16 protein-coding genes are annotated in these 19,933 nt (G+C 65.0%); 4 read left to right on the top strand and 12 right to left on the bottom strand.

Translation table 11 applies throughout. The features are described 5' to 3' along the window. Positions 1–270: 270 nt before the first annotated feature. From P0D70_RS26475 to P0D70_RS26435, 9 genes are all read right to left on the bottom strand, one after another. Entirely contained in the window at positions 271–984 is a 714-nt protein-coding gene (locus P0D70_RS26475; protein WP_408186635.1) for an ABC transporter ATP-binding protein, read from the bottom strand. Then, positions 981–1,733 carry an ABC transporter ATP-binding protein gene (locus P0D70_RS26470; RefSeq protein ID WP_091792643.1) on the bottom strand — a complete coding sequence of 251 codons (753 nt, stop codon included), beginning with the start codon at positions 1,731–1,733 and terminating at the stop codon, positions 981–983. The genes P0D70_RS26475 and P0D70_RS26470 overlap by 4 nt, the downstream gene beginning before the upstream one ends. Continuing rightward, positions 1,730–3,040, bottom strand: coding sequence for a branched-chain amino acid ABC transporter permease (locus tag P0D70_RS26465; protein ID WP_408186634.1), 1,311 nt, complete (start codon positions 3,038–3,040; stop codon positions 1,730–1,732). Before P0D70_RS26465 ends, P0D70_RS26470 begins: the two co-directional genes overlap by 4 nt. Further along, positions 3,033–3,971, bottom strand: coding sequence for a branched-chain amino acid ABC transporter permease (locus tag P0D70_RS26460; protein ID WP_408186633.1), 939 nt, complete (start codon positions 3,969–3,971; stop codon positions 3,033–3,035). The genes P0D70_RS26465 and P0D70_RS26460 overlap by 8 nt, the downstream gene beginning before the upstream one ends. Positions 3,972–3,975: 4 nt before the next feature. After that, positions 3,976–4,425: an acyl-CoA thioesterase gene (locus P0D70_RS26455; RefSeq protein WP_408186632.1), complete on the bottom strand. Its 450-nt coding sequence runs from the start codon at positions 4,423–4,425 to the stop codon at positions 3,976–3,978. 53 nt (positions 4,426–4,478) lie between these two features. Beyond that, positions 4,479–5,627 (bottom strand): 4-hydroxybutyrate dehydrogenase, encoded by a 1,149-nt coding sequence (gbd, locus tag P0D70_RS26450; RefSeq protein ID WP_408186631.1) that lies wholly within the window; start codon positions 5,625–5,627, stop codon positions 4,479–4,481. Positions 5,628–5,675: 48 nt separating this feature from the next. Next, positions 5,676–6,206, bottom strand: coding sequence for an NUDIX domain-containing protein (locus P0D70_RS26445; protein WP_091792639.1), 531 nt, complete (start codon positions 6,204–6,206; stop codon positions 5,676–5,678). Positions 6,207–6,272: 66 nt separating this feature from the next. Continuing rightward, the gene (locus P0D70_RS26440) at positions 6,273–7,304 is read right to left on the bottom strand and encodes a threonine aldolase family protein (RefSeq protein WP_091792638.1); all 1,032 of its coding nucleotides are present in this window, start codon (positions 7,302–7,304) and stop codon (positions 6,273–6,275) included. Positions 7,305–7,425: 121 nt separating this feature from the next. Further along, positions 7,426–8,715, bottom strand: coding sequence for a YbfB/YjiJ family MFS transporter (locus tag P0D70_RS26435; protein WP_408186630.1), 1,290 nt, complete (start codon positions 8,713–8,715; stop codon positions 7,426–7,428). Positions 8,716–8,831: 116 nt separating this feature from the next. On the opposite strand from P0D70_RS26435, the gene P0D70_RS26430 reads away from it, so the two are divergent. Next, on the top strand, positions 8,832–9,749 hold the full coding sequence (locus tag P0D70_RS26430) for a LysR family transcriptional regulator (RefSeq protein WP_408186629.1): 918 nt from the start codon (positions 8,832–8,834) through the stop codon (positions 9,747–9,749). A 233-nt stretch (positions 9,750–9,982) separates the two neighbouring features. On the opposite strand, the gene alaS is transcribed toward P0D70_RS26430, so the two are convergent. After that, entirely contained in the window at positions 9,983–12,607 is a 2,625-nt protein-coding gene (gene alaS, locus P0D70_RS26425) for an alanine--tRNA ligase (protein ID WP_408186628.1), read from the bottom strand. Positions 12,608–12,948: 341 nt separating this feature from the next. On the opposite strand from alaS, the gene P0D70_RS26420 reads away from it, so the two are divergent. Beyond that, positions 12,949–14,169 carry a CaiB/BaiF CoA transferase family protein gene (locus P0D70_RS26420; protein ID WP_408186627.1) on the top strand — a complete coding sequence of 407 codons (1,221 nt, stop codon included), beginning with the start codon at positions 12,949–12,951 and terminating at the stop codon, positions 14,167–14,169. 120 nt (positions 14,170–14,289) lie between these two features. On the opposite strand, the gene P0D70_RS26415 is transcribed toward P0D70_RS26420, so the two are convergent. Continuing rightward, entirely contained in the window at positions 14,290–14,862 is a 573-nt protein-coding gene (locus P0D70_RS26415) for an RBBP9/YdeN family alpha/beta hydrolase (protein WP_408186626.1), read from the bottom strand. A 72-nt stretch (positions 14,863–14,934) separates the two neighbouring features. Continuing rightward, complete coding sequence (gene ggt, locus P0D70_RS26410) at positions 14,935–16,674, bottom strand: gamma-glutamyltransferase (RefSeq protein ID WP_408186625.1); 1,740 nt, start codon at positions 16,672–16,674, stop codon at positions 14,935–14,937. A 364-nt stretch (positions 16,675–17,038) separates the two neighbouring features. Here ggt and P0D70_RS26405 point away from each other — a divergent pair, with 364 nt between their 5' ends. Beyond that, positions 17,039–18,748, top strand: a complete 1,710-nt coding sequence (locus P0D70_RS26405) for a glutamine--tRNA ligase/YqeY domain fusion protein (protein ID WP_408186624.1) — start codon at positions 17,039–17,041, stop codon at positions 18,746–18,748. Between the two features lie 138 nt (positions 18,749–18,886). Next, positions 18,887–19,900, top strand: a complete 1,014-nt coding sequence (locus P0D70_RS26400) for a transporter substrate-binding domain-containing protein (protein WP_408186623.1) — start codon at positions 18,887–18,889, stop codon at positions 19,898–19,900. Positions 19,901–19,933: the final 33 nt, after the last annotated feature.

Below are 19,933 nucleotides of genomic sequence, written 5' to 3'. Positions count from 1 at the left end.
ATTTGTCAGCGCGCTGCCGACAAGATTTCTGGAGGACGCTCACCAAACGATCAAGCGTTTGAATCGCCGTGACGCGTCATCGGAAAGCCGCATGCGCGCGGCCTGAGCGGCGCACTGGCAAATGAGATTCAAACGGCATGTCCGGCGCGATTCCGGTGCCGCGCACGCAATGCGCTCGCCAACCGACGCGCGAGGCATTCAGCAGGACCGCAAAGCGATCATCCTTCACCATGCGGCGCTGCAATAAAACCCGGCGAGTCAGCGCCCCGATCAACCGACGCCGAGCCATTCCCGCATCACGTCAGTCCTCTGCACGAACGACGCGAGCGCATCGTCGAACACCACTTCGCCATGCCCCATCACCGCGACGCGGCTGGCGATGTCCTGTGCGATCACGAGCCGCTGTTCGATCAGCAGCATCGCCACACCGCGATCGCGCAGCGCCCGCAAACATCCGGCGACCTGCTCCATCACGAGACGCGCGAGACCCTCGCCCGGTTCGTCGATCACGAGCAGATCGGGATCGCCGAGCAGTGCCCGCGCGAGCGTCAGCATCTGCTGCTCGCCGCCCGACAGCGCCCCCGCGCGCGTGCGCTTGCGCTCGCGCAGCACGGGAAAAAGCGCATAGGCGTCGTCGAAAGTGAAGCGTGGCACACGGCCGCGCTCGCGTGGCGCAACGCCGAGTTGAAGATTCTCGTGCACGCTTAGCGTCGGAAAGACGTCGCGATGTTCGGGCACATAACCCAGCCCGAGACGCGCGATTTCGAAGGTGCGCAGACCGCCGAGCGAGCGGCCCGCAAAACGCAGTTCGCCTTCGCTGCGCACGAGGCCCATGATCGCGCGCGCGAGTGTCGACCGGCCCGAGCCGTTGCGGCCGACCAGCGCCAGCACTTCGCCCGCCTCGATGCGCAGCGTCACGCCGTGCAACGCCTGGCTCGCGCCGTACCACGCACTGAGTCCGCGAATGTCGAGCAAGGCGCTCATGTCCCGAACCCTTCGCCGAGATACGCGGCACGCACCGCCGCATCGGCGCGGATCGCCGCCGGCGTGCCGCTCGCGATAATGCGCCCTTGCACGAGGACGGAAATGCGATCGGCGATCGCGAACACTGCGTCCATGTCGTGCTCGACCATCAGCAGCGTGCGGCCCGCCGTGGTCTCGCGAATCAGTTCGATGGCATGCGCCGCCTCCGCGCGATTCATGCCCGCAGTCGGTTCGTCGAGCAGCAAGGTATGCGCGCCGCCCGCGAGCGCGATGCCGAGATCGAGCGCGCGTTGCTCGGCATAGCTGAGCGTACCCGCCTGAGCGTGGCGGCGCGCACTCAGGCCAACCGCGTCGAGCACCTGTGCCGCGCGCGCGTCGACCGTGCGCGATCCGCTGAAACGCTGCCACCAGCGCGTGCGGTCGCGCTCCGCCAGCAGCGCCGCGCAGCGCAGGTTGTCGAACACGCTGAGCCGCGTGAACACGCTGGTGTTCTGGAAGCTGCGCGCAAGTCCGCGGCGCGTGATCGCGGCCGGCGCAAGGCGCGTAATCTCGGCGCCGAACAGATCGATGCGCCCGGCGTTCGGCCGCGCGCCGCCGGCGATCAGATTGAAGAGTGTCGACTTACCCGCGCCATTCGGACCAATCAACGCGTGGCGTTCGCCGGGCTGAACCGCGAGATCGACGCCGCGCAGAATCTGCGTAGCGCCGAAACGTTTTTCGATCCCGTAGAGCGCGAGCGCCGGGATCATCGCGCGTCTCCGTCGGTGTGCGTGGCGCTCGAAAGCGTGGCTGCGAGGCGCGCCTGCGCGCGAATCGCGTAATGCGCCGCGACTCCGCCGAGCGCGGCCAGCATGATGAGCGCGGCGCCGAGCGTGAGCGGCGACGCGCCCAGCCAGACCAGCGCGCCCGTGCCGCCGGCGCCGCCGGTGCCGCTAAAGACCCCGCCGTCGTCCAATCCGAATTGCACGGCGTACGCCCATTGCACCGCGAGCACGACGGCCGCCGCCCACAGCAGTGCGGCCGCCGTGCCCCACAGGTAAGCTGCGCGGCATCGTCGCCAGCCGTGCGTGGCTACACGCGCGGCATGCCGCTGCACGAAACCCGCGAGCCCGTCTGGCGAAATCACCACCACCACGATGAAGAAGAGTCCCAGATAGAACAGCCATGCGCGCGTGACGCTTGCCACCGCGACACTGAAAAACGTCAGAACGACCGCGCCCGCGACCGGACCGAAAAACACCGCCGTGCCGCCGATCACCGTGGCGATCAACACTGCGCCCGAGCGCATCATGCCGACGCTTTCCGTCGACACCAGTTCCACGTTGATCAGCGCCAAGGTTCCCGAGATACCCGCGAAAAACGCCGACACCACCACCACGCCGTAACGGATGCGGCGCGGATAACAGCCGATCGCCGCCGCCCGCACCGGGTTGTCGCGCACCGCATTGGCAACGCGCATGAAGGGCGTGCGCGAGAGCGCGAACATCGCCGCGCTCGCGAGCAGACACCACACGACGATCAGTGCATACGCCTCGCGCGCCGGACCGAAGCTCCAGCTTCCCCACGACGCTCCGCTCGCGCGATCGATCGCCACGCCCGCTTCGCCGCCGAACCAGTTGGGCAGCGTCCATGCGGCGGCGGCCACGAGTTCGCCGAGACCGAGCGTGATCATTGCGAAGGCGGTGCCGGCACGCCGCGTCGAGACGAAACCGAACAACACACCGCACAGCGCGCCGCCGATGCCGCCGACCAACGGCAACAGCACGAGCGGCACGCCGATCCGGTTGAACACCTGCGCGGCGAGGAGTGCGCCAAGGCCGGAATAAGCGGCATGCCCGAAAGACAGCAGTCCCGTCTCGCCGAGCAGCAAATTGTAGGAAAGCGCGAACACGATCATCGTCGCGGTCTGCGCGAGATAGGCGAGCAGCCAGCTTTGCGGCCAGACAAAAGGCGGCACGGCGAGGAACAGGATAAGCGCAAGCCACGGCGCGAGCACGCGCCAGACCGCACGCGGCGCGGTCGCGGACAGCGCGGACGATGCGACTGGGTCACGCATGGTCGTCGCGCCGCCCGAAGAGGCCGCGCGGGCGCAGCGCCAGCATCGCGACCAGCAGCAGATACGGAATCAGCGGCGCGAGTTGCGCGAGCGTCAGCGCGTCCCATTGCGCCGGCAGCGATGCGTCGAATAGCGACAGTACGTCGCCCAGCGACACATTGCTCGCCACGGCCAGCGTCTGCACGCAGCCAACCAGCAGCGACGCCGCCAGCGCCCCGCTCAGCGAGCCCAGTCCACCGATCACGACCACCACGAACACGATCGAGCCAAGCGACTCCGCCATGCCCGGTTCGATCACGAAGAGCGGCGCGCCGATCACGCCGGCCAACGCGGCGAGCGCCGTGCCGGCCGCGAACACGCCGGTGAACACGCGCGGCACGTTGTGGCCGAGCGCTTCGACGGCGCTCGCGTGCGTGAGCGCGGCGCGCACGATCAGCCCCGCCTTCGACACGCGCAACACCGCGTAGAGCACGCCCAGCATGGCGAGCGATACCACCATCATGAACGCCCGATAGCGCGCGAACGCCGCGCCGTAGACGGTGAAGAGCGGACCGTCGAGCACGGCCGGCACCGTCGCGGAAAGCGGGCTCAAGCCCCAGCCGAGCTTGACCAGTTCGCCGAGGAGATACGCGGCGCCGAACGTCAGCAGTAATTCCGCGAGATGGCCGTGCACGCGCACGCGCCGCAACAGCCAGCGCTCCAGGCCCGCGCCGATCAGCCCGACGACCAGCGGTGCGATCACCAGCGCGCTCCAGAATCCCGCGCGCGCCGCCACCGAAAAGCCGACGTACGCGCCCAGCATGTAGAAGCCCGCGTGCGCGAAATTCAGCACGCCGAGCATGCTGAAAATCAGCGTCAAGCCTGCCGACAGCATGAACAGCAACAGGCCGTAACTGACACCGTTGAGCAGATTGACGACGAACGACTGCACGCGCCTATTCCGCCTGGCCGGCGACGCACAGCGGTTCGAGCGCCGCGCGCAATTCGGCGGGCAAGCTCACCGGACGCCGTGTGACGCGATCCACATACACATGCACGAAGTGTCCTTGCGCGGCGGGTTGATCTTCGCCCTCCTTGAAAAGCCCCACTTCGTAGCGCACGCTCGACGTACCGAGCCGCACCACCCGCAGGCCCGCTTCGATCCGCTCGGGAAACACCAGCGGCGCGAAGTAATTGCAGTGCGTCTCGACCACCAGCCCGATCGTCGCGCCATGCTCGAAATCGAGCACGCCGGTGCGGATCAGATACTCGTTCACCACCGTGTCGAAGTAGCTGTAGTAGACGACGTTGTTGACATGGCCATAGACGTCGTTGTCCATCCAGCGCGTGGTGATCGGCAGGAAATGCCGGTAGGCGGTGCGCGCGACGGGTACGGGTTTGTTCATGCTGGCGTGAGTATCTTTAGCGTTGTCGTGCGCGGTGCGCGGCGATTGTTTTTTCAGAGCGATTCGCTCAGCATGCGGCGGTAGTCGTCGGCGGTCGCTTCGCGTGGATTCGTGCGGTGACAGTGGTCGGCGAGCGCACCCTGAATCACCTTGTCGAACATGCTTTCGTCGACGCCCATCTGCCTGAGGCCGGTCGGTAAACCGAGCCGCGCGGTCATGTCGAACAGCGCCTGGGCGAGATCGGCATTCTCCGGCAAATTCATCACGCGGCGCATTCTTGCATAGCGGCGCTCGGCCACTACGCTGTCCGCCGTCTCGTTGAAACGCAGCACTGCGGGCAGCACAACCGCGTTCAGCGTGCCGTGATGCAGCGACGTGCGCCCGTTCACCGTCAGGCCGCCCAGCGGATGCGACAACGAGTGCACGCAGCCCAGCCCTTTCTGGAAAGCCATGGCGCCTTGCATCGAAGCGCTCATCATGTTCAGGCGCGCGTCGCGATCGCTGCCGTCCGCCGTCGCGCGTTCGATGTTGGCCCACGCGCGCTCCAAGCCGTCCAGCGCGATGCCGTCCGCGGGAGGATTGAAGGCCGGCGCGAGAAAAGTTTCGATGCAGTGCGCAACCGCGTCCATGCCGGTGGCCGCCGTCAACCCCGGCGGCAGGCCGAGCGTGAGCGCCGGATCGCACAACGCCGACTTGGGCAACAGATGCCACGAATGAAAGCCGAGCTTGCGGCCATCGTTCAGGATCACGATTGCCCCGCGCGCGACTTCGCTGCCCGTGCCCGCCGTGGTGGGTACCGCGATCAGCGGCGCGACCGCGGCCGTGATCTTCGGGCTGCCGCCTTCAATGGTCGCGTATTGCGTCAGCGCGCCTGGATGCGTGGCGGCGATCGCTACGCCCTTGGCCAGATCGATGGACGATCCTCCGCCGACCGCGATCAGGCCGTCGCAGCCTTCGTCACGGTACATCTGAGCAGCCGCGAGCACCATCGCCTCGGTCGGGTTCGACGGCGTGTCGTCGAAGACCGGGACGTCGCCGAGTTTCAGCGCGTCGAGCGCGCGCTGCGCGAGACCCGCTGCGACCACGCCCTTGTCGGTGATGATCAGCGGCCGCTTGATGCCGACGCGTCCGCATTCCGACGGCAACTGCGACAGCGCGTCATAGCCGAGATGGATGTGGGTCAGATAGAAAATATAGGCCATGCCGTGCTCCTCCCTGAGCGCGAGCTCGTTTACCTGCTGCCTGGTCCGTTACTGCCCGGGCCTTTCGACAAACTCGAACGGCAAGCCGCGCCGCCGCATCCATTCGCCGAGCGCCTGGCCGGTGCCCGCGCGCCACGGCCGCAACCTGGCCGGCTCGACCAGCCGGTATTCGAGCAATTCCGGCGAGAGCGCAACCGTGCCGTATGCCTTCACGTGGTACGCGATGATCAGCTCGTTCTTGCGGATGAATTCATACACGCCGATCAGCTCGACCGTCTCCGCGTGCAACGAAGTTTCCTCGAGGACTTCCCGGGCAATCCCCTCTTCCGGCGTCTCGCCGTTTTCGAGGAAGCCCGTAATCAGCGCGAATACGCCTTCCTGCCACGCGGCATTGCGCGCCAGCAGAATCTTGCCTTCGTATTCGACGATCGCCGCCACCACGGGCAGCGGGTTGTTCCAATGGACGTAGCCGCACTCGGTATCGGGGCAGGTCTGGCGGATGCGCCCGCCTTCATGCGCTTCATCGGCGCGCTCGATCAGCGGCGTGGAACAGCGTGGGCAGAATCGGTATTCGGTCATGGCGTGAGAGAGACGTCCCGTTTGTTTTGTGTGATTGTGTCTGACTTCTGGGGAATGGCGTTCGGGTCACGCCGCGCACAACTCCCGCACCTCGGCGGCGAACCGTTCGACCGTTTCCGGCTGCGTATCCCACGCGCACATCAGCCGGCAACCGCCCGCACCGATGAATTCGTAGAACTTCCAGCCGCGCGCGCGCATGGCCTTGGCGGCTTGCGTGGGCAACTGCGCAAAGACCGCGTTCGATTCTCTGGGGAACATGATGCTCACGCCCGGAATTTCCTGCAACCGCGTTTGCAGCAGTTGCGCCATCGCATTCGCGTGACGCGCGTTGCGCAACCAGACGTCGTTATCGAGCAGACCCAGCCACGGCGCGGAAATAAAGCGCATCTTAGAAGCCAGTTGGCCCGCCTGTTTCAGGCGGTAGGCGAAATCGTCGGCGAGCGCGCGATCGAAGAACACCACCGCTTCACCGACCGGCAAGCCGTTCTTGGTGCCGCCGAAACACAGCACGTCCACGCCCGCGCGCCACGTGATCTCCGACGGATGCACGTCCAGCGCGGCGACCGCGTTGGCGAAACGCGCGCCGTCCATATGCACTTTCAGATGACGCCGCTTGGCGATCGCCGCGATCGCCCGCACTTCCTCGACGCTGTAGACCGTGCCGACTTCCGTCGATTGAGTCAGCGTAACGACTTTCGGTTTCGGGTAGTGGATGTCGGCACGGCGTGTGACCACCGCTTCGATCGCGTCCGGCGTGAGTTTGCCGCCGACGCCCGGCGCCGTCAGCAGTTTCGAGCCGCCCGAGAAGAACTCCGGTCCGCCGCATTCGTCGGTTTCGATATGCGCGAGTTCGTGGCAGATCACCGAATGGTACGACTGGCATAGCGACGCGAGCGCCAGCGAATTGGCGGCCGTGCCGTTGAATACGAAGAACACTTCGCAGTCGGTCTGGAACAGCTCACGCAGACGGTCGCATACCTGGTTGGTCCAGGAGTCGTCGCCGTAGGCCGGCTCGTGGCCGCTGTTGTTGGCGGCGATCAGCGCTTCGAGCGCTTCGGGGCAGATGCCGGCATAGTTGTCGGACGCGAAATGTTGCATGGCTGGCGGCGCGCCCGGCGACAGGCGCGCTGAGATGACGGGAAAGCGGTCATTTTAGTGCGCCCTTCGGTTATTTGTTTTCCGGTTGCGGGCCGGCGGGGGCGGTCGCGTCGATACGCGCTCAGTTGCAGCCGCAATCGGGCATGCGGCCACGGCCACGAGTCATGCGCGCGACGACGATCAGCCCGGCCGCGCCCACCAGCAACGCGGTCGCCGCCAGCCACAGCGCCGGCGAAAACGACCCGCTCTGTGCGGCAATCGGCGCCGCGACCAGCGGGCCGACGATCTGACCGACACCATAGGCCGCCGTCGCATAACCCATCAGCGCGGCAGCGTCGTCGCCACGCAGACGCCTCGCCTCGCGCATCGCGAACAGGGTGATCGCGGTAAACGGCAAGCCGATCAGGATGCTGCCGAATGAGAAGCCGCCTGCTGTCGGCCAGACGATACCGAGCGCAATGCCGCACGCCTGCAGCACGTAACAGCCGGCCAGCAGCTTGCGATTGTCCCAATGCACCGGCAAACGCGCGGCCAGCAGTGCGCCGACGATTAGCGCCGCGCCGAACATCGGCCAGAACAGGTCCGGCCAGGACGAGCCGGGCAACGCGTGACGCGCGATCACCGGCAGGAAAGTCGCGGTGATGATGTAGCCGAAGCCGGGGATGCCGTAGAGGAGGATGAGCCAGAGGGCGTCGGCGGGACGGGTGGTGGTGGGGAGGGCGTGGCTTCTTGGGGCGGGGGCCGGAGTGGCGGGAGTCTCGGCGGGCGCGGCATCGCTGTCCACCTGGCGAGCACCCCGCTCATTCCCGCGACCGGTGAAAACCGGCCAAACCACAATCGCCAGAACTGCGGCGACAAGCCCAAAACCGAGCCACCCCGTCGAGGGCCCGTACCCATCCGCCACCGTGACCAGCAGACCCGTTCCGACGATACCCACACCCGGCCCCGTATAGATCACACCGCCCCACTCCGGCGCACCGAGTTCGGCGAGCCGCCGCAAGCCCCACTGCGATGCGAAAACGAACGTCATCGCACTGACCGCGCCGGCGAGGAAGCGTACCGCCGCCCATACCCAGAACTGGCTCGTCACGCCCATCGCCAGCGTCAGCAGCACCGTCGCCGCAAGCCCCGCGCGCACCATGCGCGCCGGCTCGATCCGCAGCGCGGCGCAACTGACCGCGCCGACGAAATAACCCGCGTAATTGAACGACGCAAGCCACCCACCATGCTGAATGTCGATCTGCGGCTGGCCAAATGCGCCGCCGTGCAGCATCAGCGGCAGGAGCGGCGTGAACGCAAATCGGCCGATGCCGAGCGCAACGGCCAGTGTGACCATGCAGGCAAGCGCGGTGCGGCGGGCGGCGTGTTGCCCGGCTAGGCTGCCGCGCGCAATGGAGGCGAATTCGTTCATGAGCGGGCGGTGATAGATGCCGTTAGCAGGATCGGAATGGTTGAATTCATGATAGCTTGACCTTTCGATCACGAAAAATGAATAATTCGGATATCACCAATCGCCAGGAGAGAATCATGGATCTGGCCGCCCTGACCATTTTTCGCGCCGTCGTGCGGGAAAACGGCGTGACGCGCGCCGCTGCCAAGCTCAACCGCGTGCAATCGAACGTCACCACGCGCATCAAGCAGCTTGAAGAGCAACTGGGCACCGACCTGTTCATCCGCGACGGCCGCCGTCTCGTGCTGACGCCGGCCGGCGAGACGCTGCTGCCATATGCTGAACGGCTGCTCGCGCTCGCCGACGAGGCGCGTCACGCGGTGCGCGAGGATCGTCCGAGCGGGCGCCTGCGTTTGGGCACGATGGAAAGCGTCGCGGCAACGCGTCTTCCCGCGTTGCTCGCGCATTACCACCAGCGGTGGCCCGCAGTTGCACTGGAACTGGAAACCGGCACGACCGGCAAGCTGATCGAGCGGGTGCGCGAATTCGAAGTGGATGCGGCGTTGGTGGCAACGCCGTTGGACCCCGCCGCGCTCGGCGAATTATTCGAGTCGGTGCCTGTGTTCAGGGAGGAGCTGGTGATGCTGACGCCCCGCGGGCATCGGCCGATCCACGACGTACGGGACATTGCGCTGTCAACGCTGATCGCGTTCGAGCGCGGTTGCGCTTACCGGGCCTATATCGAGAAGTGGTATCTGGAACACGGCGTGAGGCCCGCGCGCGTGCTGGAGTTGGGCTCCTACCACGCGATCGTGGCTTGCGTGGCCGCCGGCGCGGGAGTGGCGGTCGCGCCACGATCGGTGCTGGATTTGCAGGCTGACGCCAGCAATATCGCGGTGCATGAGCTACCGGATATCGGCGAGATCGAGACATTGCTCGTGTGGCGGCGCGGGCATTTTTCGTCCGCACTGAACGCGCTCAAGCAGGCAATGGTGACTCGGGAAAGTGCTGCGAATTTGCCTGAGCCAGCAACTGCGGCGGAAGGTGCTTCCTGATCTTGCCGCTGTGGCTGTGGCTGTGGCTGTGGCTGAGGTTGCGGTTGCGGTTGCGGTTGCGATTATGCCTGCGCGGCGCGGCATGAGATCAATTGTGCGAAGGTGAACTACGAGGGAATCCTCGCGAGGCGGGGCGCCACGCCAATGAACAAACTGGCGTGACAGACCTAAAAAACTCAGGCCACACGGCACGCCCGAACTGCGGCGCGCGGTGTGGCCCAATCATGCTCGAATCAGAGCTGGCCTTCGACCCAGCCCTTGACGCCGGCCAGTGCCGCCGGCAGATTCGCCGGCTCGGTGCCGCCCGCCTGGGCCATGTCCGGACGGCCACCACCCTTGCCGCCGACTTGCTGCGCGACGAAGTTCACCAGTTCGCCTGCCTTGACCTTCTTGCTGGCGTCCGCCGTGACACCGGCGATCAGGCTCACCTTGCCGCCTTCGACCGATGCCAGCACGATCGCCGCGCTCTTCAGCTTGTCCTTCAGCTTGTCGACGGTTTCGCGCAGCGTCTTCACGTCCGCGCCTTCGAGCGTAGCCGCCAGCACGTGCACGCCGCCGACTTCGATCGCCTGACCGGCCAGTTCGTCGCCCTGGCTCGACGCCATTTTCGACTTCAGCGCGCTCAGTTCCTTTTCCAGCGACTTCACCTGGTCCTGCACCTGGACGATACGTTGCGTCAATTCCGACGGTTGCGCCTTCAGCACGGCAGCGGCCGCATTGATGCGCGCGTCGAGATCCTGCACGAAGCGCACGGCGTTGTCGCCCGTAATCGCTTCCACGCGACGGATGCCCGCCGCCACGCCGCCTTCCATCACGATCTTGAAGAGGCCGATGTCGCCGGTGCGATGCACGTGCGTACCGCCGCACAATTCACGCGAAAAACCCAGGTCGAGCACACGCACTTCGTCGCCGTACTTTTCGCCGAACAGCGCCATCGCACCGCCCTTCACGGCTTCGTCAAACGGCATGACCTGCACGATGCCCGGCGCGTTCGCCAGCACTTCGGCATTGACGATTTCCTCGACGCGGCGGATCTGCTCGTCTGTCATCGGCGCGTTGTGCGCGAAGTCGAAACGGGTCTTGTCCGCGTCGACGAGTGATCCCTTCTGCTGCACGTGCGAACCGAGCACTTCGCGCAACGCCTTGTGCATCAAGTGCGTGGCCGAGTGGTTGCGGGCCGTGCGGGCGCGGCGCACCGCGTCGATTTCCGCCTTGACGACGTCGCCCACCTTCAGCGTGCCCTGCTCCAGCGTGCCGTGATGACCGACCACGTCGGCTTGCACCTTCAGCGTATCGCTCACCGCGAAGCGCACGCTCGCGTTGGCCAGCACGCCCTGGTCGCCGACCTGGCCGCCCGATTCCGCGTAGAACGGCGTGTGATCCAGCACGACCACCGCCTGCTGGCCGTGGCTCACTTCCTGCACGGATGCGCCATCCACATACAACGCGATTACCTTCGCGTCGTCGAAGACGATTTCTTCGTAGCCGTGGAACGTGGTCTTCGCGCCCGAGTATTCGAGGCCTTGCGCCATCTTGAACTTGCCGGCCGCGCGAGCCTGTTCGCGCTGACGCGCCATGGCTTCGTCGAACGCGGCTTCGTCGACCGTGACTTCGCGCTCGCGGCACACGTCTGCCGTCAGATCCAGCGGGAAGCCATAGGTGTCGTGCAGCTTGAATGCGAGTTCGCCGTCGAGCGTCTTGCCGCCCTTGGCTTCGAGGTCGGCCAACGCGCTCTCGAGAATCGACATGCCGTGTTCGATGGTTTCAAAGAAGCGCTCTTCTTCCTGACGCAGCACGTCGGTCACGCGTTGCTCGGCTTCCTTCAGTTCCGGATACGCACTGCCCATTTGCGCGACGAGGTCCGCCACCATGCGGTGGAAGAACGAGCCCTTCTTGCCCAGCTTGTAGCCGTGACGGATCGCGCGGCGCACGATCCGGCGCAGCACGTAGCCGCGGCCTTCGTTGCCCGGAATCACGCCGTCGACGATCAGGAACGAGCACGCGCGAATGTGATCGGCAATCACCTTCAGCGAGTTGTTGGTCAGGTCGCTCACGCCGGTTTCGCGGCCCGCAGCCTTGATGAGCGCCTGGAACAGGTCGATCTCATAGTTGCTGTGCACGTGCTGCAGAACGGCGGCGATACGCTCCAGGCCCATGCCGGTGTCGACGCACTGCTTGGGCAGCGGGGTCATGTTGCCTTGCGCGTCGCGATTGAACTGCATGAACACGAGATTCCAGATCTCGATGTAGCGGTCGCCGTCTTCTTCAGGAGACCCCGGGGGGCCGCCCCACACGTCCGGGCCGTGATCGTAGAAAATTTCCGAGCACGGGCCGCACGGGCCGGTGTCGGCCATCTGCCAGAAGTTGTCCGACGCGTAGCGCGCACCCTTGTTGTCGCCGATACGGATGATGCGCTCGACCGGCACGCCCACTTCTTTCGCCCAGATGTCGTGCGCTTCGTCGTCTTCGTGATAGACGGTGACCCACAGCTTGTCTTTCGGCAGCTGGTATACGCCTGTCAGCAGCTCCCACGCGTAGTGGATCGCGTCGCGCTTGAAGTAGTCGCCGAACGAGAAGTTGCCCAGCATTTCGAAGAACGTGTGGTGACGCGCGGTGTAGCCGACGTTTTCCAGATCGTTGTGCTTGCCGCCGGCGCGCACGCTGCGCTGCGCGGTCGTGGCGCGGGAATATGGACGCGACTCCGCGCCGAGGAACACATCTTTGAACTGCACCATTCCCGAATTGGTGAAGAGCAGTGTCGGATCGTTGCCGGGCACAAGGCTCGACGAGCGAACGATCGTATGGCCCTTCGATTCGAAGAACTTGAGGAATTTCTCGCGGATTTCGGCGGCTTTCATAGCGTGCGGGGGACGGGTTTGCCAGTTCCCTGGCTGTTACCGGCGGCATCGTGGGATGCGCCAACTGTTTGTTTCTTAAACGACTGATTATACGGGATCGGCGCCCGTGCGCGGCAGCGCGCCCTGCAGGGTCGGCCGTTCGGCCAGGTTTGAGCGGGCAGCGTGGGACATTATGGGGCGCGCCGTTAGTCTTATGACGTTCGGCCGACTCCGCCCGCGTGCCGGAATCGCTTAAGATTGCCTCCATTCGCGGCGCCTTGCGCGCCGCCTCGCGATTCGCAACTACGTGCATGAAACCAGGGCGCGCTGCGCGCTGGCCGACACAGGAGACATCTACGAATATGGGCGCTCTCAGTCATATCCGCGTGCTGGATCTCACACGCGTGCTCGCCGGACCCTGGTGCGCGCAGACTCTTGCCGATTTCGGCGCCGACGTGATCAAGATCGAACGCCCCGAAGTCGGCGACGACACCCGCCATTGGGGGCCGCCGTACCTCAAGACACCTGACGGCGAAGACACCCGCGAAGCCGCGTATTACCTCGCGGCGAACCGCAACAAGCGCTCGGTCACCGTCGACATCGCTTCGCCCGAAGGCCAGCGGATCATCCGCGAGCTGGCCGCGCAGAGCGACGTGGTGCTTGAGAACTACAAGGTCGGCCAGTTGAAGAAATACGGTCTGGACTACGCATCGCTCAAGGAAGTGAAGCCCGACCTCATCTATTGCTCGGTGACAGGCTTCGGGCAGACCGGGCCGTATGCGCAGCGCGCCGGCTACGACTTTATCGTGCAAGGCATTGGCGGCTTCATGAGCATTACCGGCGAACGCGACGGCCAGCCGGGCGGCGGCCCGCAGAAGGCCGGCGTCGCGATCGCCGACCTCATGACCGGCATGTACTCGACCATTGCCGTGCTCACCGCCCTCACCCACCGCGACCGGACGGGCGAAGGCCAGTACATCGACATGGCGCTGCTCGACGTGCAGGTGGCGATGCTCGCCAATATGAATTCGAACTACCTGGCAAGCGGCCAGCCGCCGGTGCGCTGGGGCAATGCGCATCCCAACATCGTGCCGTACCAGACGTTCCAGACGAGCGACAGCTGGATCATCGTCGCGGTCGGCAACGACGGGCAGTTCCGCAAATTCGTCGAAGTGGGCGGCCGTCCGGAACTGGCCGACGACGAGCGATTCGCGACCAACCCGGCGCGGGTGCGCAATCGCGACATCCTCGTGCCGATTCTCGCGGAGATGGTCCGGCTCCAGGGCAAGCAGCAATGGATCAGCGCGCTCGAAGCCGCAGGCGTGCCGTGTGGGCCGATCAACGATCTCGGTGAAGTCTTCGAGAACGAACAGGTGGTGGCGCGCGGGATGCAGGTGGATCTGCCGCATCCGTCGGGCGGCACGGTCAAGCTGGTGCGCAATCCGATCAATATGACCGGCACGCCGCCCGAAGCGCTTGCGCATCCGCCTATGCTCGGGGAACACACGGAGAGCATTTTGCGTGACGTGCTCGGCTATGACGAAGCGAGGATCGCGGCGTTGCGGGGGCAGTCGGTGATTTGAATCCGCCGGGGTCGCGGTGGTCGCGCGTTGATCGCGTTGATCGCGTTGATCGCGTTGATCGCGTTGATCGCGCTGATGGCGTCGATCGCGGTGGCACGTCGATCGCGTTCAGCGCGGGCGTTACTCACCGACGGTCGACGCACCGAACGACTCCAGCCACTCGCGCCCTTCGTCCCAATCACCAAGGCCGCTGTCCGCGTTGATATGGCCGCGCGCACCGATGTCGATCCAACGGCTACCCCAAGCGTTCGCGCAAGTCTGTGAAAACGGCACGCCGCCGTAAGGATCGTCGCGGCTCGCCACGACAATAGACGGAAACGGCAGGCGCGTGAGCGGCACGGGTGCGAAACCGCTCGCGTCCTGCGGGAAATGCGCTTCGGCGGGATCGGGCGGAGCGACCAGCAATGCGCCCGCCACCTTCGCAAGCTGCGCGGCGCCCGCGTACCGCGAGGCCCAAAAGGCGACCGTCAGGCAACCGAGGCTATGCGCGGCGAACACCACCGGCGCGTCAGCGGTGGCTACGGCGGCATCGAGCGTGCGGCACCAAGCGTCGCGTTCCGGGTGGTCCCAGTCCGTCATTCGCACCCGTACGAATGACGGATTCAGCGCTTCCCAACGCGTCTGCCAGTGGCCGGCGCCGGAGCCTTGGTAGCCGGGCAGCACGAGTGTGCTCAGTTGTTTTTGTCCGCTCATCGCGTTCCCCGTTGGTCGTTACCTGCAGTTAGTCGTGACTTGCAATTTATTGTCGTAGGCACGGCCACCTTTTCAACGCATCACGCGCGCCACACCCACGCCGCGCGGGTCCGCTGCCGGCTCAGGCGCGGTGCCGTCGATACGAATCATCTGCACGTCGCCATTGAACGACTGCCCCTCGAGCGTGTAGCCCATGCCTTGCAACTGCTCCGCCAGTTCACCCGTGACCGGATGATACGGCTCGAAATAGATCGTCTTTTGCGGCAGCAACTGGTGGTGGAAACGCATCGCGGCGAGCGCGTCGGCGGGCGGCATATTGAAATCGTACAGGTCGGTCATTACCTGGAATATCGAGGTCAGGATGCGCGAGCCGCCTGGCGTGCCGATCACGAGCGACACCTTGTTGTCCTTCAGCAGAATGGTCGGCGTCATCGACGACAGCGGGCGGCGTCCGGGCGCCACCGTATTGACCTCCGCGCTGCTCGCGCTCGCCGGCCTGGTGACGAAGTCATCCATGGCGTCGTTCAGCAGAAAGCCGCCGCCGTCCACCACCACGCCCGAACCGAAGTCACCGTTCAACGTGTACGTGTTCGACACGGCATTGCCCCACTTGTCGACCACCGAGAAATGCGTGGTCTGCGCCTTCTCCGGCGCCGCGTCGCCGAGGCCCGGCTTGACCGGCGCCGCGCCCGGCACTTCGTCGGGTTTGACTTCGTCCGCGCGCTGCGCAAGGTAGGCGTCGTCGATCAGTTTGCCGACCGGCACCTTGTACGCATCCGGACCGCCCAGGTATTGCTGGCGACCAGCGAACACGCGGTCTTCGATCTGCGCGATCAGATGGATATACGGCACGGAATTGAGTTCGAGGCCGTCGAACGCCTGCTTCAGATCGGCTTTCATCTTCAGCATCTGGATCAGCCCGACGCCGCCCGAACTCGGCGGCGGCGCGGTAACGACCTGGTAGCCGTTCCAGTCGGCGGTGAGCGGCTGGCGCCAAACGGCTTTGTATTGAATCAGGTCCTGCTTCGTGACGAGACCGTGGCCGTACATCTGCTGGGCAATCAGATCCGCGGTGCGGCCTTCGTAGAATTCGCGCCCGCCGTCGCTCGCAATGCGCGACAGCGTCTGCGCGAGTTCAGGCTGGCGGTACGTCACGCCTGCCTTGAGACTGGAAAAGTACGCGTCGAAATTGGTCTTGCCGGCGAAGTTCTTCGCCGCGGCGTCGCGGCGCTGCTGCAACCATGGCTCGACCTGAAAACCGTCGGTGGCATAGCGGATCGCCGGCGCCAGCACCTGCTTCCACTTCAGCTTGCCGAAACGCTGCTGCGCCTCCCACATGCCCTCGACCGTCCCCGGCACGGCCACCGCGCGATGGCCGACAGTGCTCATGCCCGGCAACAGGTTGCCCTTGTCGTCGAGGTACATGTCGCGGGTCGCCTGTTGCGGCGCGCGCTCGCGGTAGTCGAGGAAGTACGGCTTGCCGTCCATGAACACGGTCATGAATCCGCCGCCGCCCAGATTGCCCGCGTCCGGACAGGTCACGGCCAGCGTGAACGCGATCGCGACAGCGGCATCCACCGCGTTGCCGCCTGCGGCGAAAATCTGCTGCGCCGTGTCCGCGCTGTAACGGTCCGGCACGGCCACGGCCGACGCGTCGAATACGGCTTTGGGCGGCGGCGTTTTCGCCAAAGCGGGCACGGGCGCGAGCGCGCTGCCCGCAAACGCGGCGAGCATGGCCGACACCGTCACGAGCCGGGCGAAATTAAGAGCGGTGAAAGGCGCGCGAGGCGCGCCGTGCGTGGGGACAGACATCCGAGAAACTCCGGCAACTGAGGGCGCCATGGTGCACGAACGGCAGGATTTCGTGCAAGGCGACAAGGGACTGTGCGGCCCGAGCATGGAAGGCTCGCGACCGGGTGCGGCGCCAGAAAGCCCAATGCAGGCATGCCGCACGCGAGCGGACGAGGCCGCGCGGCTCGCATCCTAAGTCGGCGGCGAACCCATCAACAAACCGATTTACCTCCTGTTACAGCGCCAGCGGCGCCCCGAATCCGCCTCGAAAACCGCTCAAACGTTGGCTGCATGCCGCACTCGCCTGCCGCAACGGGGCTCGTCAGGTAGAATTGTCGGATAAGAGGACGCATTGCGCGCCCCCGACAGACTTTCACCTTCTCGCATGAATACCGAACGCAACGACGCGCCAGCGGCATCCAATTTCATCCGCAACATCATTGACGAAGACAACCGCACCGGCAAGTGGGGCCAGCGCGTCGAAACGCGCTTTCCGCCCGAGCCGAACGGCTATCTGCATATCGGTCACGCCAAGAGCATCTGCCTGAACTTCGGCGTGGCGCGCAGCTACGGCGGCGTGTGCCATTTGCGCTTCGACGACACGAATCCGGAAAAGGAAAGCGTCGAATACGTCGACTCGATCATCGACGCCGTGCGCTGGCTCGGCTTCGAGTGGGAAAAAGACGGCAAGGAGCAGCTCTACTACGCGAGCGATTACTACGACAAGCTGTACGAATTCGCCGAGCTGCTGATCGAACGCGGTAAGGCGTATGTGGACAGTCAGTCGGCCGAAGAAATGCGCGCGAACCGCGGCTCGGCCACGGAAGTCGGCACGCCCTCGCGCTTTCGCGAACGTTCGGTGCAGGAGAATCTCGACCTGTTCCGCCGCATGAAGGCCGGTGAGTTCAAGGAAGGCGAGCATGTGCTGCGCGCGAAGATCGACATGTCGTCGCCCAACTTCAACATGCGCGATCCGGTCATTTACCGGATCCGTTTCGCACATCACTACCGGACCGGCGACAAGTGGTGCGTGTACCCCATGTACGACTACACGCACTGCATCTCGGACGCGCTGGAAAACATCACGCATTCGCTGTGCACGCTCGAGTTCGAAGACCACCGTCCGCTGTACGACTGGATTCTGAACGAGCTTGCCGAAGCCGGCATTTTCACGCGCCCGCTGCCGCAGCAGATCGAATTTTCGCGCCTGAACCTGACCTACGCGATCACCAGCAAGCGCAAGCTGCTGCAACTCGTGACCGAAGGTCACGTGGACGGCTGGGACGATCCGCGTATGCCGACCATCGTCGGCGTGCGCCGGCGCGGCTTCACGCCGGAAGCGATCCAGTTGTTCTGCGAGCGTATCGGCATCACCAAGGTCGATTCGTGGATCGACATGAGCGTGTTCGAAGGCGCGCTGCGCGACGATCTCGATGCGAAGGCGCCGCGCACGGCCGCCGTGCTCGACCCGGTCAAGCTGATCATCGACAACTTCCCGGAAGGCGTGACCGAACCGTGCAATGCGCCGGTCCACCCGCATCATCCGGAAATGGGCGTGCGCGAATTTCCGATTTCACGCGAGTTGTGGATCGAGCGCGACGACTACAACGAAACGCCGCCCAAGGGCTACTTCCGTCTGTTCCCGGGTAACAAGGTACGCCTGCGCTACGGCTACGTGATCGAATGCATCGGTGCGGACAAGGACGAAAACGGCAACATCGTCGCGATCCACTGCAACTACTTCCCGGACAGCAAATCGGGCACCGAAGGCGCGAACAACTACAAGGTCAAGGGCAACATCCACTGGGTCAGCGCCGCAGGTGCGTGCCCGGCCGAAGTGCGCATCTACGACCGCCTGTTCAAGGAGCCGCAACCGGACGCCGGCGGCCGCGATTTCCTCGAGGCGCTGAATCCGGATTCGAAGCGCGTGGTCAACGCCTACCTGGAGCCGGGCGCGCGCGAGGCGCTGCCGGAACAGCGCTATCAGTTCGAACGCCACGGCTACTTCGTTGCCGACCGCGTCGATTCGCAACCGGGTAAGCCCGTATTCAATCGCATCGTCAGCCTGCGTGATAGTTGGGGCAAGCCGGCGTAAGCTGAACGTGAGCTTTGTTGCGCAGTAAACGTTGAATACGGCGTGCGTCTCGTGAGAAGGATGCACGCCGTTTTGTTGCATCCCTATTCCATCGACAGTGACGACGCGATGTTCGCAAGCGCCAGTCCCGGAGGTCTGATGAAAGTTTCAGCCCGCCACAGGGCGAGTATCAAGGACACAGCGCGGCACCCCATGCAGGACACGGCGTGGCGTGCAACGCGCGGCGCGGCGCAGGCCACGCGCGACTGCGTTCGTGGTGCGCGTCGCGCGCTCATGGCACTGGCCGCCTTCGGCGCGGCGTCGCTGACCTGCTCCGCGTACGCGGACGAACTCACCGGCACGCTGAAGAAAATTCACGATGATAGCGTGGTCGTGCTCGGCGTGCGTGAAGCGTCGATCCCCTTTTCCTATTTCGACGGCAAAGGCACGGTCGGCTACTCGCAGACCATCGCGCTGCAGATCGTGGACGAGATCAAGAAAACGCTCGGCATGCCGCAACTGAAGGTGCGCGAGATCACCGTGACCTCGTCGAACCGTACGCCGATGTTGCTCAACAACCAGATCGATCTGGAGTGCGGGTCGACCACGCACACGGTGGAACGCGAAAACCTGGCTGCGTTCTCCAACAGTTTCTTCCAGTACGCGGTGCGCATGATCGCGCGCAAAAACAGCGGCATTACGGATTTTCAGGATCTGGCCGGCAAGGCGGTCGTAACGACCGCGGGCACCTCGGATGAGCGCCTGCTGCGTCGCCTGAATACCGACAAGCATCTGAACATGCGCATCACCAGTGCCCGGGATCATCCCGAGGCGTTCGGCGCGCTCAAGGACGATCGGGCCGTGGCCTTCGTGATGGACGAGCCGATCGTGTACGGTTTCAAAGCGACCGACCCGCGTCCGGACGACTTCGTGGTGACCGGCACGCCGCTTGGCTATGAAGTTTACGCGTGCATGTTCCGCAAGGGCGATGAACCGTTCCGCAGCCTCGTGAACGGGGTGATCGCGCGCGGCCAGACTTCCGGCGAAGCGGAGCGTCTGTACAAGCAGTGGTTCACGCAACCTATTCCGCCGCACGGTATCAATCTGAATTTTCCGCTGTCGGAGCAGAACCGCGCCCTCTTCGCGCATCCCAACGACCGCGCGCTCGACTGAACGTCAGGCGGCCTGCGCACTCGCCCGCCTCGC

The sequence above is a fragment of the Paraburkholderia sp. RL17-381-BIF-C genome (assembly GCF_046026435.1).
Taxonomy (GTDB): domain Bacteria; phylum Pseudomonadota; class Gammaproteobacteria; order Burkholderiales; family Burkholderiaceae; genus Paraburkholderia.
Note: the sequence above shows the minus strand (reverse complement) of the source record. Positions and strands in the feature narration are given on the sequence as shown.